A 14,629-nucleotide genomic window follows, 5' to 3' on the forward strand; every position below is an offset into this window, starting at 1 on the left:
TCGGCGGAGGCCGCGGTGCTCGCCAGCACGACGTCCAACGGCGCGGGCAGTAAACGCAACACGTGTTGCGTCAGCGGTCGGAACGACAACGGGTGATCCGCTGTCCCGACGCCTGAAAGCGACTCGTGTTGCGTTAGCGTGCCTGCTGGCGACAGCTCCGACCACGTCGACATCGTCGCGGTTGTCGGCTCGGCCACCGGAAGCGACTCGTGTTGCGTCAGCGGAGTGGGGGAACGCGACTCGTGTGGCGTTAGGGGGCTCGCCAAACGCGACACGTGTTGCGTTACGGGGTGCACCACGCCGTCCGGGGTGATCCGCGCCGCGCCGGCCTCGACCAGCACGACCACCGCCACCTCGGCGGCCCGCTGTGGGCCGCCCGCGATGAAGCCGTACTCCTCGGGCAGCAACCACCCCGGCGCGGTGTCGGTCATCAGTCGCCGCCGCCCCCGCAGCCGCCGCCGCACGACGACCCGCCGCCGCACGACGATCCGCTGCTGCCGCCCGACCCGGACGCGCTGCCGCAGCTGTTGCTGGAACAACTGCCACACCCGCCGCCGCACGACGCGCTGCCGGTCGCGTTGTCGCTGCGCTTGCGCCGCTGCAACGTCGCGGCGGCCGTCGGGGCGATGCCGAGGACCTCCCACACCAGGTGTCCCTGCACCTTGCCCAGCAGCCCGTAGTACGCGACCAGCGAGACGCGGTTGTTCGTCGTGGCCAAGCCGTCGAGCCGCTTCACCGCCGCCTGCCCGGAGACGGTCAACGGCAGTGCGAGCCTGGTCAGCGCGATGCACGCGAAGATCGTGCAGAGCAGCGCCGCCACCACGCCCTTGAACGGCACCACGTCGCCGATGCCGAGCGCCACGGTCACGATCCCGCCGAACACCAGCACCCGCCGCACCGACCGCATCGCCGAGCGCCGCCGCGTGGACCGCACGAAACCGCGGTCGACCAGGTGCCGCCGCAACGACTCCACCTCGCCGCTGCGCGCGGCCGACGCGACGAGGTCACCCAACGCCTGCGGCAGGGACTGCAACACGCGCGCCTGCAAGGGCGTCCACGAGCGGTGTTGCGCGTGCACCGCGCTCACCCGGCCGTGGCGCGACATCCGCACCGCACCCGCCTCGACCAGCGACACCACCGCGACCTCGGCCGCCCGGCCGGGTCCGCCCGCGAGGAAGCCCTGCTCCTCGGGCCACAGCTCAGCCGCCGAACCCGCTGAAGTCGGTGTCCAGGAAGTCGCCACCGTCGTCCCCCTCCAACCACTCCGAGGCCAGCCACCCGCCGGCGAGCCAGCCGCCCGCGACGAGCAGTCCGTCGCGCTTGCGCCACCGCCGCGGCTCGATGACGACCGCCGGCCGCCTGCGTCGGGGAAGCGCCTGCTCGGACGCTCCGGCATACCCGATCGGTTCCGCCGTCTCGCCGTCGAACACCGCGGTGTCCGCGCGCCGTCCGCCCGACTCCGGCGGGGCTGCCACGGCCCGGCGCACCAGGCCGTAGCGGGCGGTCACCTCGGCCGGGTCGACCGGGGCGAGCCCGGCGGTGGCCTCGTCGTACGCCCGCGCCCCACGCCGGGTGCGCACCGGCGGCGGTCCCAACAGCAGCAGCACCGCCACCACCCCGGTCACCGACGGCAGCACGGCGACCGGCCACCCGGCCGGTGCGACCACCCACCCGACCGCCATCAGGGCCAGCACCGGCAGCACGCAGAGCACCGCCCGCACCAGCCGTCGTCGCGGCGACACCAGCAGTCCCGCCTCGACCAGACCTTGACCGATCCGCCGGGCGGGCCCGCTGGTCGCGACCTCGACCAGCAGCCCGTCCAGGTCGCGCGGCTCGTCCAACCGGGCCAGCAGCACGTTCTGGAGGGCGGTCGACGTGCCGGGTTCCGGCGCGGGCACGGCCGTCAGCGTGCCGCCGGCGAGCCGGGCGCGGTTGTCCGCGACCAGGCCCGCGACCGCGACCTCCGCCGCCCGCACCGGGCCGCCGCCGAGGAAGCCGATCTCCTCGAAGGTCAGCGGCCGGACCGGCGCGGAGCCGGTGACCCGCTTCAGCCACAAGCCGAGCAGGACCGCGAGCACCAGCGCCGGTCCGTACCACCACAGGAACGCCATGCCGTCAGCCTAGGAGCGCGGGCTGTGCGCGGGCTAACCTCCGCCGCCCCCACCGCCGCACCCGCCGCCACCGCCGCCGCCACCGCCGCACGACGACCCGCTGCTGCCGCCGCAGGACGACGAGGAACCGCCGCTGCACGACGCCCCGGCACCGATGAACCCGCCGGCGACACCGGCCTGTGCCGCGCGCGGGCGCGGGCGTTGCCGAGCCGCGGCCCGCAGCGGGATGTTCGGGTGCGCGTTGAACCCGCGGAGAGCGACCGGCCAGACCTCCCCGGACCGGCCGGTCGCCCCTCCACCCCCGGTGGTCTCGCCTGCGCGAGCCAGGCCCACCGCGCTGTTGCCCAACGCCGTGGGAGTCACGTACTTCGGCTTGCGGAACAACCAGATCAGCACGCCGGTGAGCACCAGTTGCAGCGTCAGCCAGCCGACCGGCGCGCCGATCACGAGCCCGTTCGCCCAGCGGAACACGCCGATCGCGAACAGCAGCGCCAGCGGCACCACGCTGCGCCCCAGCCGCCGCTTCGCGACCCGCGGCGGCACCAGGTAACCCCGCTCCACCAGGCTGTCGCCGACCACGCCCGCCGCGCCCTGGTCGGACACGGAGGTGATCATCAGCGTGAGCGTGCGGTACTTGTAGCGGGTCGCGTCGGCGATCACGGCCTGGTCGACCGGGTTGTGCACGACGGGCTTGCCGATGACGCTCACCGCGCCGTCGCGGGCCGGGCGCAGCGCGTCGGAGGCGATCAGCGAGGCGACCGCGGTCTCCACGACCCGGCGCGGACCGCCGGTCAGGAACGCGATCTCGTAGGCCCCGAGCACGCCCGCGGGGGCGCCTCCCCGCGTCCCCCGCAGGCGCACTCGGACAGCGATCGCCCAGGCCACTGCGACGGCCAGCGCGATCCAGTACAGCTCAAGGAATTCCGGGCCCGACAAGCCCCACGGTCGCTCCACGGTCCACCCCCTGTGGGCCTCGGCGGACACGCGGTCCGCGCTAGGGGGCAATCGTGTGCGTCAGGCCACACCCCAGCAAGAGGGCTTTAGCAAACCTTAGGGTTGCTGTTGCCCTCGATCAGGACGACGATGCGCCGTCCACGCCGCCGGAACCCTCGCCGTCGGTGCCCTTGAAGATGCGCATGATTCCTCCTGGTGTCGATGTCTCATCATTCGGAGTAGCGCCTTCAGTCTGTCGGACCGCCCGGGTTCTCGACCAGACGCAAACTGATGCTGTTGATGCAGTAGCGCTGGTCCGTCGGGGTCGCGTAGCCCTCACCCTCGAAAACGTGCCCGAGGTGGCTGTGGCATGTGGCGCAGAGCACCTCGGTGCGCACCATGCCCAGCGCCCGGTCCTCCCGCAGGATCACCGTGTCGGCGGCGAGCGGGGAGAAGAACGACGGCCAGCCGCAGTGCGAGTCGAACTTGGTGTCGCTGCGGAACAGCTCGGTACCGCAGGCGCGGCAGGAGTAGACGCCCTCGCTCTTGGTGTCGGTGTACTCGCCGGTCCAGGCGGGCTCGGTGCCCGCGTCGCGCAGGACCGCGTACTCCTTGGGCGTGAGGATCTCCCGCCACTCCAGCTCGGAGTGGACCACCTTCGGGGTGGCGCCGAGGACAGGTTCCATACCTCCACGTTAGTCGAAGAACGTGGACAGGATCTCGCCGAGCCCGAACCACACGCTGATCGCCACACCCAGCAGGATCAGCAGCACCACGGCCACCGCGGTGAGCCGGCGCAGCCCGCCGGTCCGGTTCACCGAGTCGGCGAAGTTCTCCACGCCCGCCAGGTAGCCCTCGACGGTGAAGCCGGGGGTCTGGCGCTGCATCCGGTCCAGGTGTTCGGCGAACGCCCTGGTCTCCGGGTCGTGCGGGTCGAGGCCGATGAGCTCGTCCTCCACGTTCGGCGGGCGGTCGTCGGTCCGGCCGGACGGCCGGTCCTCCTCCGGGATGTCGGCGGCACGCGAACTGGCCATGCGCCAAGGGTAGTGGCAGGTTCAACCCGGACACCGGACGGAACGGACTTTCCGCCCGAGCCCGCGACGGTCCGTGCCCGTCCGCCTGCGCCTGTTCGTGCCCGGTCAGCCCGCGAGCACGGCCGCCGGGCGGACCGCGCCGACCGGCCGGCCGTGGCCCAGCACCGGGAAGGTCGCCAGGTCCGCCGGCGCGTCGACGCCCAGCCGGCGCAGCGCGGCGACCAGCACCACGGCCCGCGCCCGGCTCGACCCGTCGGCGATCTTGCACGCCACGGCCTCGCCGGTGGGCAGCCCGATCGCGTAGACGCCCTCGGCACCGTCCTTGGCGACCGCGCCGGGGATCGCCCGCATCAGCGCCGTGACGTCGCGCCCGGTGCCGCCGACCCACTCCGGGTGGCTGCTCATGGCCCGCGCGATCCGGCGTTCGGGACCGTCGGTCGCGGCGGCCAGCCGGGCGAACGCGCGGGCCAGCCCGACCAGGCTGATGCCGAACAGGGGAGCGCCGCAGCCGTCGACGCCCTCGGCCCCGATCCGCTCGCCGGCCAGTTCCTCCAGGGTGTCCCGGATCGCGGTCTGCAGCGGGTGGGCCGGGTCGAGGTAGGTCCCGGTCGGCCAGTCGTTGACCACGCAGGTGGCCAGCATCGCGGCGTGCTTGCCGGAGCAGTTCATGTAGATCGGGGCCTTGCCGCGGCCGGCGGCCAGGTGCGCGCGCAGCGCCGCCTCGCCGATCGGGAGGTCCGGGGTGCAGCGCAGCGCGTCCGGGGTGAGGCCGGCGGCGGCCAGGACCCGGGTCGCGCCGGCGACGTGGAAGTCCTCGCCGGAGTGGCTGGCGCAGGCCAGGGCGAGCAGTTCGCCGTCGAGGTCCAGGCCGTGCCGCAGCATCGCCAGCGCCTGCACGGGCTTGTTCGACGACCGCGGGTAGGCGACCTGGTCCGGCTGGCCGACCGCGAGCCGCAGACCGCCGGCGGAGTCGAGCGCGACGACCGACCCGTGGTGCTCGGACTCCAGGAAATCGCCCCGCCACACCTCGGCGACCAGTTCGTGCGCCATCGCGCGCCCCCGCTTCCACCCTCGGAAAAGCCAACTGCCAACTGTCGACAGTTAACACTGCGCCGGCTGATCGTGGTAGGGAGACGTTCGTGACACCTCCCCTGCACCTGAGCCTCGCCGGACAGGCCGTGGACGTGCTGCGCGAGTTGGTGCTGACCGGTGAGATCCCGCCCGGGACCCGGATCAACGAGGTGGAGCTGGCCGCCCGGCTGGGGATCAGCCGGGGTCCGCTGCGCGAGGCGATCCGGCACCTGGCGTCCGAGGGCGTGCTCATCCTGGTCCCGCACCGCGGCGCGCACGTGCCGACCGCCACCCCGGCCGACGTCCAGGCGCTGTTCGAGCTGCGCGCCGCGCTGGAGTGCGCGGCGGCCGAGCTCGCGGCGAGCCGGCGGACCGAGGCGGACATCGTCGTGCTGCGCGAGGTCTGCGCCGAGTCGCGGCGCACCTACCACGCCGGCGAGCGCTTCCCCTACCGGCTGGACCTGGCGTTCCACCAGGCGCTGCTGGCCGCGGCCCGGTCACCGCGCATCGCCGAGCAGGTGCGGCTGGTGCAACAACGGGTCGTCCTGCTGCGCAGCGGCCTGCGCGACGACCCGCCGCACCAGCACGCGTCCTTGGACGACCACGACGCCCTGGTCACGGCCGTCGCCGCCGGCGACCCGGTGAAGGCGGCCGAGGTGATGCGCCGGCACCTGGCCCGGGTCTGCTCGCAGATGCTCACCGGCCTGACCGCCGCCGCCCGGGAATCCGCCGACTGACCCTCCCGCGCGCCACCGCCGACCACGCGGCCGGTCAGTACGTGGCCAGGTGGTCGAGCAGGTGCAGGGTGGTCTCCTCGGCGGCTTCCTCCGGCACGAAGTGGCCCGCGCCCGACAGCACCTCGAACCAGTACGGCCCGGTCACCCAGTCGCCGGTGTTCTGCGCCGCCTCCGGCCCGATCACCTGGTCGTCCTCGCCCCACAGGAACCGGGTCGGCACCGAGACCGGCCGGAACGTGCCGGTGAAGTCGTTGGCGCGGTACCAGTTCAGCGCCGCGGTCAGCGCGCCCGGCTCGCTGAGCTTGCGCACGTACTGGTTCACCCGCTCCTGCGGGATCACCGCCGGCCACCCGGCCCGCAACTGCGCCGCGTCGTCGGCCAGCAGTTCCCGCTCCGCCACGCCCGGCGTGCGCAGGTGGTCCAGGAACGCCCACCGGCGCTGCTGGTCCGGGTCGGTCCGCAGGGTCTGCGCCAGCGCGCCGGGGTGCGGCGCGGACACCGCGGTCAACGTCCGGATCCGCAGCGGGTACCGGGCCGCGGCGATCCACGCCACGATCGCGCCCCAGTCGTGCCCCACCAGGTCGAACCGCTTCCACCCCAGCGCGTCCGCGATGTCCCGCACGTCCTGCACCGCGTGCTCCAGCCGGTAGGCCGAGACCTCACGGGGCCGCACGCCCGGCGAGTAGCCGCGCAGGTCCGGCGCGACGGCGCGGTAGCCGTGCGCGGCCAGGGCGCGCAACTGGTGCCGCCACTCGATGCCGCACTCCGGCACCCCGTGCAGCAGCAGCACCTTGCGGCCGGTCACCGGGCCCGTCGCGATGGCGTCGAACGTGCCGGCGTCGGTCGTGACGCGCTCCCGGGTCAGGTCCGACTCGAAGACTGCGGGTCGTGATCGCATGTACTCATCGTGGCGAGCGGTCGACGGAGAGTCCCTGGTGTGCGCACCCGAGGGCGGGTGGGGGCAGCCCTACCCTCGTCAGGGTGGTTGGACCCAGTGCCGCCCGGCGGCCGTTCAGCCCAGCGTCCCGGTCACCTTCGCGTGCCCCCTGAGCAGGTTGCGGGCGATGGTCCGGCGCTGGATCTCGTCGGTGCCCTCGTAGATCCGCAGCAGCCGCAGCTCCCGGTACCAGCGCTCGATCGGCAGCTCGCGGGTGTAGCCCATGCCGCCGTGGATCTGCAGCACCCGGTCCACGATCTCGTTGGCCTTGATCCCGCCGTAGAGCTTGGCGATGCTCTGCGCCTGCCGGGAGTCCGCGCCCTGGTCGACCAGCCACGCGGCGTGCAGCACCAGCCAGCGCAGCGCCTCGACCTCCACCGCCGAGTCGGCCAGCATCCACTGGATGGCCTGGTACTCGGCGATCGGCTGTCCGAAGGCGACCCGGTTCTTGGCCTGCTCGACGGCCATCTCCACCAGCCGCTCGCACGCCCCGAGCGCCCGCGCGGGCAGCAGGTAGCGGCCCTGGCCGATCCACTGCATGGCCAGCCGGAACCCCTGCCCGACCTCGCCCAGCACGTTCGCCTCGGGCACCCGCACGTCGTCGAACACCAGCGCGGCCGGACCCCACTGGCCCATGGTCGGGATCGGCTCGGACTTCCAGCCCATCTCCCGGTCGACCAGGAAGCACGTGACGCCGCCGGCCGCGCCCTTCTCCTTGTCGGTCACCGCGAAGACCATCACGAAGTCGGCCTCGTGGCCCTGCGTGATGAACGTCTTCTCGCCGTTGACCACCCACTCGCCGCCCTCCTTGCGGGCCGACGTGCGGATCGCCTTGGCGTCGGAGCCCGCGCCCGGCTCGGTGATCGCGAAGCACGACACCCGCTCGCCGGAGATGGTCGGCAGCAGGTAGCGCCGCTTCTGCTCCTCGTTGCCGTGGAACAGGATGTTGTCGGCGTAGCCGCCGAACCGGAACGGCACGAAGCTGCGCCCCAGCTCCTGCTCGACCAGCGCGGTCATCACCGCGCCCAGGCCCATCCCGCCGTACTCCCGGGGGGTGAGCACGCCGAAGAACCCGGCGGCCTTCGCCTTGTCCTGCAACGCCTTGAGCTCGTCGCGGCCCAGTCCCGGCTGTCCGGCGCGCTCGCGGCGCAGCACCTCGGGTTCCAGCGGCACGACCTCCTTGCGCACGAAGGTCCGCACCCAGTCGCGGATCTCCTTCTGCTCGTCGTCGAGCGTGAAGTCCATGACGGTCCTCCCTACTTGTCCCGTTCGGGCTCGCCCCGGTCAGGCGAACGCGCTGATCCGGTCGGTGAGCAGCCGCTGGATCCCGCACGAGCTGGGACCCGGCGATCGGCCGGGCGGTGGCCGGCGACGCGGCGTCGGACCCGGTGCCGGGCTGGGCGATGGTCTTGCCGGTCAGGCCCAGCGACACCGAGACGATGTCGCGCGCCGCTGCGTAGTCGCGCGCCGACTCCGCCAGGACCAGGTCGCGGCCGATCGCCTCGTCGCGGTCCCGGCGGGCCGCGTGCGGCACGACCCGGTGCTCCGCGCACCGGTGCACCAGGTCCCGATGCTCGTCGGGAAATCGCGGATCCACCTCGGCGACCTCCTCAACGAACAGTGTTAGGTTTTCTAACGTAGGCGCGCACCCGAACCCGAGGCAAGAGGAGCCGACCATGCCGAGGACCCCGATCCTGAGCGCCTCCGGCATCCGCACCGCCGCCCTGGGCATCATCGACCGGCACGGGCTGGACGGCCTGTCGATGCGCAAGCTGGCGGCCGAGCTGGGCGTGCAGGCGGCGTCGCTGTACGGGCACGTGGCCACCAAGGACGACCTGCTGCACGACCTGGCCGGCGAGATCCTGGAGAAGGTCGACGTGACCGGTTTCGCCGACGGCGACTGGCGGCACGGCCTGACGATGTGCGCCCGCTCGTACCGGGCGGCGCTGGCCGAGCACCCGAACATCGTGCCGTTCCTGGCCTACGGCCCGGCGCACCGCGAGGCGTCCCTGCGCCGGCTCGACGCCCTGCACGGCGGCCTGGTCGCCGCCGGGTGGAGCCGCCGCGAGGCCACCATGATCGCCGCGTCCCTGATGTACCTGGTGTTCGGCGCGGCGCTGAGCTCGTTCTCCAGCGGCTTCTCCGAGGACCAGGCGCTCTACCGGGACCGCTACCCGAACCTCGACAAGGCCCACCTGCTGCCCGCCGTGGCCGAGGAGTTGGACCACGACAGCTTCGAACTGGCCCTGGCCGCCTTCGTCGACGGCCTCGCCCTCCGCCTACCCCGCTGACCGCTCCGCACGCCCGGTCGTCGCGCGCTGATCTTCGTCCCGACCTCCGCGCGCCGCCCGACGTCGCGGGTTAGGCTCCCCGGGTGGCTGCGAAGGCTGTGGAGCTGACCGTCGGCGAGCGCGTGGTGCGGGTGTCGAACCCGGACAAGCTGTACTTCCCCGAGCGGGGCATCACCAAGCGCCAGGTCGTGGAGTACTACATCGCGGTCGCCGAGCCGCTGCTGACCGTGCTGCGCGACCGTCCCACGACGCTCAAGCGATACGTGGACGGGGTGACCGGGGAGGCGTTCTACCAGAAGCGCCTGCCCAAGGGCGCGCCCGACTGGGTGCAGACCGCGCGCATCACGTTCCCGTCCGGGCGGCCCGCCGACGAGGTCTGCCCGACCGAGCCCGCGGTGCTCGCGTGGGCGGCGAACCTCGGCACGTTCGACTTCCACCCGTGGCCGGTGCGCCGGACCGACACCGACCGCCCCGACGAGCTGCGCGTCGACCTCGACCCGCAGCCCGGCACCGACTTCGGCGACGCGGTCAAGGTGGCGCTGGTGCTGCGCGAAGTCCTGGCGGAACTGGGCCTGACCGGCTACCCGAAGACCTCCGGCGGGCGCGGCGTCCACGTCGCCGTGCGGATCCGGCCGGAGTGGGACTTCGTGGACGTCCGGCACGCCGTGATCGCCCTGGCCCGCGAGGTCGAGCGCCGGGCGCCGGACCTGGCCACCACGTCGTGGTGGAAGGAGGAGCGCGGGACGAAGGTCTTCCTGGACTACAACCAGGCCGCCCGCGACCGCACCATAGCCTCGGCGTGGTCGGTCCGCGGCACCCCGCGCGCGACGGTGTCCACACCGGTCACCTGGGAGCGGCTGTCCACAGTGGACCCGGACGACTTCGACGTGCTGACCGTGCCGGCGTACCTGGCCGAGCACGGCGACCCGCACGCCGGCCTGGACGCGGAGGCGTTCGGCCTGGAAACCCTGCTCGACTGGTACGCCGCCGACGAACGGGGCGAACTGCCCTACCCGCCGGACTACCCGAAGATGCCCGGCGAGCCGCCGCGCGTGCAGCCGTCGAAGGCCCGCAAGCCGGAGTGACCCGGGATACGGGCCAGTCCGACACCCACGTTCGCACACCGCCCGGTGCCGTCCGCCGCGTTCCAGTTCGCCCCGATCCGGGTGACCCGCACGGTGGGTCACCTTGTCGTCGGGGTCGTCCGGAGGTGGGGCGGCAGGTGCAGCCAGGCGGTGGATTCGGCGTCCCATCCGGTGAGGGTGGCGGTGCCGTGCGGTGTTTCGACCGGGACGTGGTGTGCCGTGAGGAGGCCGGGCACGGTCAGGTGCACGGCGTCGAGGTCTTCGGCGGCGCGGGTCCAGCACACCTGTGCGCGTCCGTCCGACGAGCGCGGATACCGGGTCACGAGTCGCCCGTAGTCGGAGGGCGAGTTGATGGTGAACACGCGCGAGCCGGTCGGGTCGAACGTGACGGTGAACAGTTGCCGGTCCGGACCGAACTCCGCCAGTTCGCCCCACTGCCACATGCTGGTGCCGTTGGGAAGGAAGGAGGAGGTCCACAGCGCCCCGACCGGTTTGTCGGGACTCGCGGGTCCATCGGCCACCTGGACCGTGCGCGGTGTCGCGTCCGCCGCGTACCGCGCCTGGGGCGAGCGCAGCGAGGTGTCGCCGAGGGACCCGGTCGACAACCGCAGCAGGACGGCGGCGGCGATGTGGTCGAGTTCCGGCGTGGGCCGCGCGGTGAAGTCACGGCCGGAGTGCTGGAGGGACGCCGCGAAGGCGATGTGCCGGTAGAGGTCGTCGTCGGTCAGATCGTCGAGTCGGGTGTCGAGGTCGCGATCGCCGAGGAAGTCGCGCAGGAGCAGGCACAGTTCGATGAGAACGGGGCTCCTGGGCTGGTCGATGGTGCGATCAGCCATGAGTAGACCTCGTATTCGCGCGGGGTGGCCGGCACCCTGGACTGTAGTGCCGCTTGGTCCGGGCACTCTCCGTGCCCGGCCCAAGCCGACCTGCTAGCAGTTGACCTGGGTTACCGGAGTCTTGTGAGTGCGCTCGTGCCGTGCGTCGTTGCCCTCCACCATCAGGAACTCCGCCTTGGCGTAGTAGCGGGCGGAAACGCAGCCCAGCGCCGCCGCGGCGCTGACGTACGACCCGTTTCCGGAGTTGTTCACAGCCGAGTTCTGGGCCACCAGTTTGAAGTAGCCGGGGTTGCTGCTCTCGCGGTACAGGTAGGTTTCCACCCCCAGGTACTTCTTCTTGCTGTTGCAGTTGATCACGGCGTTGCTGGTGACGTTGCCGGCTACGTGGCCGGAGTTGTGCGGCCAGTCGAGGTTGAACTTGCAGTCGGAGACATCCTCCAGCGGCCGGATCTCCCCGGCGTCGAGCAGTTCGGACTCCGGCATCAGGTCGGACGTGGCTGTCGTGATGGCCGGTCGTGCCAGGTCGACGCGGGTCTCCGCGGCAGCGACCATGACTCCGGTGAGCATGAGAGACGTGACTGTGCCCACGGCGACGACATAGTTGGCGAAACGCATTCTTTCCCCCGTTGTAATGAATGAAGGCGTGGAATAAATCCAACTTGACGATTGAAGCACCACATCGTCAGCCGCTGTCACCGCCGATTGACGGTGATCCGAACTGCTCCGAACCATTCGGATGCCATGTATCTCACTCTGCGTAATCTCACCGGGTTGCCTGGCGCAGTACGTTTCGAGCCGACCTGGAGTTCCCTGCCGAGCACAGCGCTCCCGCGTCAAGCACCCCGAAGATGCCGGCGAGCCGCCGCGCGTGCAGCCGGCGAAGGCCCGCAAGCCGGACTGATCCGGGATACGGCCGCGAGGCGGCTGTGCGGGGACCGGCCGCTCGGCGGGGACGAGCGGTAGGGGGTGGCTCCGCAGGCGGTCGACGTGATCAGTCGGACTGATCACCTCGACTGAAATTCGGCCGTCGAGACCCGGGAGAACGGCCGATCGGCGTCGGACGCTTGTAGCGTTCGGGCTATGGAGTTCGTCATCCGTGTCGCGGCACCCCTGCCCGTGCTCCCGCGTGTGCCGGTGGCCCGTCGAAGGGTCCTGGCCCTGGCGGAGCGCGACGGCCTGCTCTGCCGTTGGTGCGGTTTGAAAGCCGACCTGGAGTGGCCCGTGGGACACCCCGCCGCCCCGATCGCCACCCGGGCCGGTGGCCCGGACGACCTGCGCCTGGCGCACCGCTTCTGCGACGACCCGGCGAACCGCAAGTTCGACCTCGACACCCCGGACGCCACGACCCGCGTGCGCCGCGCCCGCCTGGCCTTCGCCGTCGAGGTCGCGCGCACGCCGTCCACCTCGGCTGCCCGTCGCTGGCGCCGCTTCGAACACGGCAGCGACCGCCACCGGACGACCGTCGCCAACCTGCGCGCGATGCGCCGCATCGGCATCCGCCCCGGCGTCGCCGACATCGCCGCGGTGGCCCTCGGCCCACTGTCCCGCGCCCTGTACGGCGCACGAATCCGCCAGTGGTCCCACCACCCCCTGCCCAACGCCGAACAGCGCCCGCTCGACGTCCGCTGACTACTCGAGTTCCAGCCGCATCCCGAACCTCCGGTCGGCGGCGATGTCACGGGCCACCAACTCGGCCACCTGACGTCCACCGGTCGTGGTCGAAGTGGTCAGCCGGTAGTCGTCCACCTTGGGCCGCAGGTCGACGGCGGTGGCGTAGACGATCGCCCCGGCGGGCAGCGTGACCCGGTAGCGGAGGTGGGCCAGCGGGTTGCCCATGGTCATCACGAACAGGTCCGACTTCTCGGACAGCACCAGCGGAGCGGCTTTGCGCGGCCACCTCACCGCGAATTCGAGGACGACGTGGTCGCCCGTCCTCGGCGGGTCGGCGAGGAAGTGGACGATCACCTCCAGCCGGCCGTCGGCGAGCCAGTGCGACGTGCACTCGTACCGTTGTGCCGGCGCGCGGCCGATGTCGACCCGGACCGCGCCGACCCGGACCCTGCGGCGCAAGCGCGACGGCTGGTCCCAGTTCGGGCCCAGGCGGATCCGCACGAACGGCAGTTCACGCCGGAGCACGGACGCGAGCACCTGGATCGTGGCCGTCACATCACCACTCGGGCCGACCTCCACGCATTCCGTCCAGCGGTCGATCCGCCAGAGCGGTTGTGCTTCTCCGTAGATGAGATCGCAGTAGCGGGAGATGAGCGCGTCACGCCGTCCCAGTCTGCGCAGCAGTTCGGCTCGGTGACCTGCCAAGCCCCTCAGCAGGCCCAGTGCGACCAGGGGTAGACAAGCCACAGCGCCGAACGCCGCGCCGGTGAGGGCTCCGAGTGCCAGGCCGCCGGTGAGTGCGCCGGCCGGCCCGAACGGCACCCGGCGGGCGAGTGATCGGCGAGTTGGTCGAGGCAGGAAATCATCGAGCACGTGATCCTCCTTGGCCGGCGCGGCGAGGCAGGTTCGCCGGTCTCGCGACGGGATCGGGGCGAGCAGTGGACCGCTTCGGCGTCGGCCGGTCAATCCATGCGTCGGATGCATGTTGCAGGCGGAAACCGCAGGTCGCGATATCCGGTCGCCCGGCTTCGGTCGGCCGGTTAGCCTCCGTCGGTGACCTTGTTCCCGGTGGCCGAGACCGAAGCGCAGTTCGACGGGGTCGTGGGGGACGAGGGGGCGTTGCGGCCCGCTGTCGACGCGCTGTGCCGCACCCTGCGCCTCGACGGCCCGGTCGAGCGGTTCGCCGACGGGTCGTTGCCCGTCTACGCCGTGGGGGATGGCCACGTGCTCAAGCTCTTTCCCGCCGTCCACCTCGATGAGGTCTCTACCGAACGGGACGTGCTCGCCGCCGTCCACGGGCGTCTGCCGGTGCCGACGCCCGAGGTGTTCGACGCCGGCGAGTTCGGCGGGTGGGGTTACGTCCACATGTCACGGCTGCGCGGCACCAGCCTGGTCGACGTCTGGCCCGGCCTCGACCCGTCGCGGCGGAAGGACGTCGCGCGCCAGGTCGGCGAGGCGCTCGCCGCGCTGCACACCATCACGCCGCCGATCGCCGAACCCGCCGACTGGGCGAGCTTCGTCGCTGGGCAGCGGGCGGGTTGCGTCGACCGGCAGGCCGCCCGGGGGCTGGACCCCGCGTGGCTGGAGCAGATCCCGGACTTCCTGGGCTCGGTCGACCTCGGCGACCCCGAGACCGTGCTGGCGCACACCGAGGTGATGAGCGCGCACCTGCTCGTCCGGGACGGTCGCCTGTCCGGCCTGTTCGACTTCGAGCCCGCCATGCGCGCGGCCCGCGAGTACGAGTTCGTCGCGACCGGCGTCTTCCTCACCAAGGGCGACCACGACGCCAACGCCGCGTTGCGCGCCGGGTACGGCCACGACGTCGACCCGCGCCGCGTGATGGCCTACACGCTCCTGCACGTCTACTCCAACCTCGCCTGGTACCTGCGTGAGGTGCCGTCCGGGTTGACCACCCTGGACGGCCTGGCGGAGCACTGGTTTGGGCCAACCGGCTAGTTGTCGCCGCAGTTCAGCCGCGATCCG

At 72.2% G+C, this 14,629-nt stretch carries 16 protein-coding genes; 5 read left to right on the forward strand and 11 right to left on the reverse strand.

Annotated elements, in window-relative coordinates; translation table 11 throughout:
• Positions 1–430 precede the first annotated feature (430 nt).
• The 6 genes from BN6_RS09190 to BN6_RS09215 all read right to left on the reverse strand — a co-directional run bounded on the left by BN6_RS09190 (position 431) and on the right by BN6_RS09215 (position 5,128).
• Positions 431–1,243, reverse strand: coding sequence for a TIGR04222 domain-containing membrane protein (locus tag BN6_RS09190; RefSeq protein ID WP_015099304.1), 813 nt, complete (start codon positions 1,241–1,243; stop codon positions 431–433).
• The gene (locus tag BN6_RS09195; protein WP_015099305.1) at positions 1,200–2,111 is read right to left on the reverse strand and encodes a TIGR04222 domain-containing membrane protein; all 912 of its coding nucleotides are present in this window, start codon (positions 2,109–2,111) and stop codon (positions 1,200–1,202) included. Before BN6_RS09195 ends, BN6_RS09190 begins: the two co-directional genes overlap by 44 nt.
• A 33-nt stretch (positions 2,112–2,144) precedes the next feature.
• Positions 2,145–3,065, reverse strand: coding sequence for a TIGR04222 domain-containing membrane protein (locus BN6_RS49500; protein WP_015099306.1), 921 nt, complete (start codon positions 3,063–3,065; stop codon positions 2,145–2,147).
• A 227-nt stretch (positions 3,066–3,292) separates the two neighbouring features.
• Entirely contained in the window at positions 3,293–3,730 is a 438-nt protein-coding gene (gene msrB, locus BN6_RS09205) for a peptide-methionine (R)-S-oxide reductase MsrB (RefSeq protein ID WP_015099307.1), read from the reverse strand.
• Between the two features lie 9 nt (positions 3,731–3,739).
• Positions 3,740–4,078 carry a hypothetical protein gene (locus tag BN6_RS09210; protein ID WP_015099308.1) on the reverse strand — a complete coding sequence of 113 codons (339 nt, stop codon included), beginning with the start codon at positions 4,076–4,078 and terminating at the stop codon, positions 3,740–3,742.
• Positions 4,079–4,183: 105 nt separating this feature from the next.
• On the reverse strand, positions 4,184–5,128 hold the full coding sequence (locus BN6_RS09215) for an asparaginase (RefSeq protein WP_015099309.1): 945 nt from the start codon (positions 5,126–5,128) through the stop codon (positions 4,184–4,186).
• Positions 5,129–5,217: 89 nt separating this feature from the next.
• Here BN6_RS09215 and BN6_RS09220 point away from each other — a divergent pair, with 89 nt between their 5' ends.
• Positions 5,218–5,886, forward strand: a complete 669-nt coding sequence (locus BN6_RS09220; RefSeq protein WP_015099310.1) for a GntR family transcriptional regulator — start codon at positions 5,218–5,220, stop codon at positions 5,884–5,886.
• 34 nt (positions 5,887–5,920) lie between these two features.
• On the opposite strand, the gene BN6_RS09225 is transcribed toward BN6_RS09220, so the two are convergent.
• Complete coding sequence (locus BN6_RS09225; RefSeq protein ID WP_015099311.1) at positions 5,921–6,784, reverse strand: alpha/beta fold hydrolase; 864 nt, start codon at positions 6,782–6,784, stop codon at positions 5,921–5,923.
• Between the two features lie 114 nt (positions 6,785–6,898).
• Positions 6,899–8,068: an acyl-CoA dehydrogenase family protein gene (locus tag BN6_RS09230; RefSeq protein WP_015099312.1), complete on the reverse strand. Its 1,170-nt coding sequence runs from the start codon at positions 8,066–8,068 to the stop codon at positions 6,899–6,901.
• Between the two features lie 431 nt (positions 8,069–8,499).
• Here BN6_RS09230 and BN6_RS09235 point away from each other — a divergent pair, with 431 nt between their 5' ends.
• Both BN6_RS09235 and ligD read left to right on the forward strand, forming a co-directional pair.
• Positions 8,500–9,114: a TetR/AcrR family transcriptional regulator C-terminal domain-containing protein gene (locus BN6_RS09235; protein WP_015099313.1), complete on the forward strand. Its 615-nt coding sequence runs from the start codon at positions 8,500–8,502 to the stop codon at positions 9,112–9,114.
• A gap of 83 nt (positions 9,115–9,197) precedes the next feature.
• Positions 9,198–10,199, forward strand: a complete 1,002-nt coding sequence (gene ligD, locus BN6_RS09240) for a non-homologous end-joining DNA ligase (protein ID WP_015099314.1) — start codon at positions 9,198–9,200, stop codon at positions 10,197–10,199.
• 98 nt (positions 10,200–10,297) lie between these two features.
• Here the strand turns inward: ligD and BN6_RS41690 are convergent, their stop codons facing one another.
• Together BN6_RS41690 and BN6_RS09250 are read right to left on the reverse strand one after the other, a co-directional pair.
• Positions 10,298–11,035 (reverse strand): hypothetical protein, encoded by a 738-nt coding sequence (locus BN6_RS41690; RefSeq protein ID WP_015099315.1) that lies wholly within the window; start codon positions 11,033–11,035, stop codon positions 10,298–10,300.
• Positions 11,036–11,128: 93 nt separating this feature from the next.
• Positions 11,129–11,602 carry a hypothetical protein gene (locus tag BN6_RS09250; protein ID WP_041312361.1) on the reverse strand — a complete coding sequence of 158 codons (474 nt, stop codon included), beginning with the start codon at positions 11,600–11,602 and terminating at the stop codon, positions 11,129–11,131.
• A 513-nt stretch (positions 11,603–12,115) separates the two neighbouring features.
• Here BN6_RS09250 and BN6_RS09255 point away from each other — a divergent pair.
• A complete protein-coding gene (locus BN6_RS09255) occupies positions 12,116–12,664 on the forward strand; it encodes a hypothetical protein (protein ID WP_015099317.1) in 549 nt (182 codons plus the stop codon).
• Here BN6_RS09255 and BN6_RS45420 read toward each other — a convergent pair whose 3' ends face one another.
• A complete protein-coding gene (locus tag BN6_RS45420; protein ID WP_015099318.1) occupies positions 12,665–13,519 on the reverse strand; it encodes a hypothetical protein in 855 nt (284 codons plus the stop codon).
• 180 nt (positions 13,520–13,699) lie between these two features.
• On the opposite strand from BN6_RS45420, the gene BN6_RS09265 reads away from it, so the two are divergent.
• On the forward strand, positions 13,700–14,602 hold the full coding sequence (locus tag BN6_RS09265) for a phosphotransferase family protein (RefSeq protein WP_148302788.1): 903 nt from the start codon (positions 13,700–13,702) through the stop codon (positions 14,600–14,602).
• The last annotated feature ends 27 nt before the right edge of the window (positions 14,603–14,629 follow it).

The sequence above is a fragment of the Saccharothrix espanaensis DSM 44229 genome, from assembly GCF_000328705.1.
Lineage (GTDB): Bacteria > Actinomycetota > Actinomycetes > Mycobacteriales > Pseudonocardiaceae > Actinosynnema > Actinosynnema espanaense.

What these genes read in the sequence shown, in the direction of transcription:
- BN6_RS09235 (WP_015099313.1), top strand. Translation starts at nt 8,500, where the DNA reads ATGCCGAGGACCCCGATCCTGAGCGCCTCCGGCATCCGCACCGCCGCC.
- msrB (WP_015099307.1), bottom strand. Translation starts at nt 3,730, where the DNA reads ATGGAACCTGTCCTCGGCGCCACCCCGAAGGTGGTCCACTCCGAGCTG.
- BN6_RS09215 (WP_015099309.1), bottom strand. Translation starts at nt 5,128, where the DNA reads ATGGCGCACGAACTGGTCGCCGAGGTGTGGCGGGGCGATTTCCTGGAG.
- BN6_RS09210 (WP_015099308.1), bottom strand. Translation starts at nt 4,078, where the DNA reads ATGGCCAGTTCGCGTGCCGCCGACATCCCGGAGGAGGACCGGCCGTCC.
- BN6_RS41690 (WP_015099315.1), bottom strand. Translation starts at nt 11,035, where the DNA reads ATGGCTGATCGCACCATCGACCAGCCCAGGAGCCCCGTTCTCATCGAA.
- BN6_RS09195 (WP_015099305.1), bottom strand. Translation starts at nt 2,111, where the DNA reads ATGGCGTTCCTGTGGTGGTACGGACCGGCGCTGGTGCTCGCGGTCCTG.
- BN6_RS09250 (WP_041312361.1), bottom strand. Translation starts at nt 11,602, where the DNA reads ATGCTCACCGGAGTCATGGTCGCTGCCGCGGAGACCCGCGTCGACCTG.
- BN6_RS09225 (WP_015099311.1), bottom strand. Translation starts at nt 6,784, where the DNA reads ATGCGATCACGACCCGCAGTCTTCGAGTCGGACCTGACCCGGGAGCGC.
- BN6_RS09255 (WP_015099317.1), top strand. Translation starts at nt 12,116, where the DNA reads ATGGAGTTCGTCATCCGTGTCGCGGCACCCCTGCCCGTGCTCCCGCGT.
- BN6_RS09230 (WP_015099312.1), bottom strand. Translation starts at nt 8,068, where the DNA reads ATGGACTTCACGCTCGACGACGAGCAGAAGGAGATCCGCGACTGGGTG.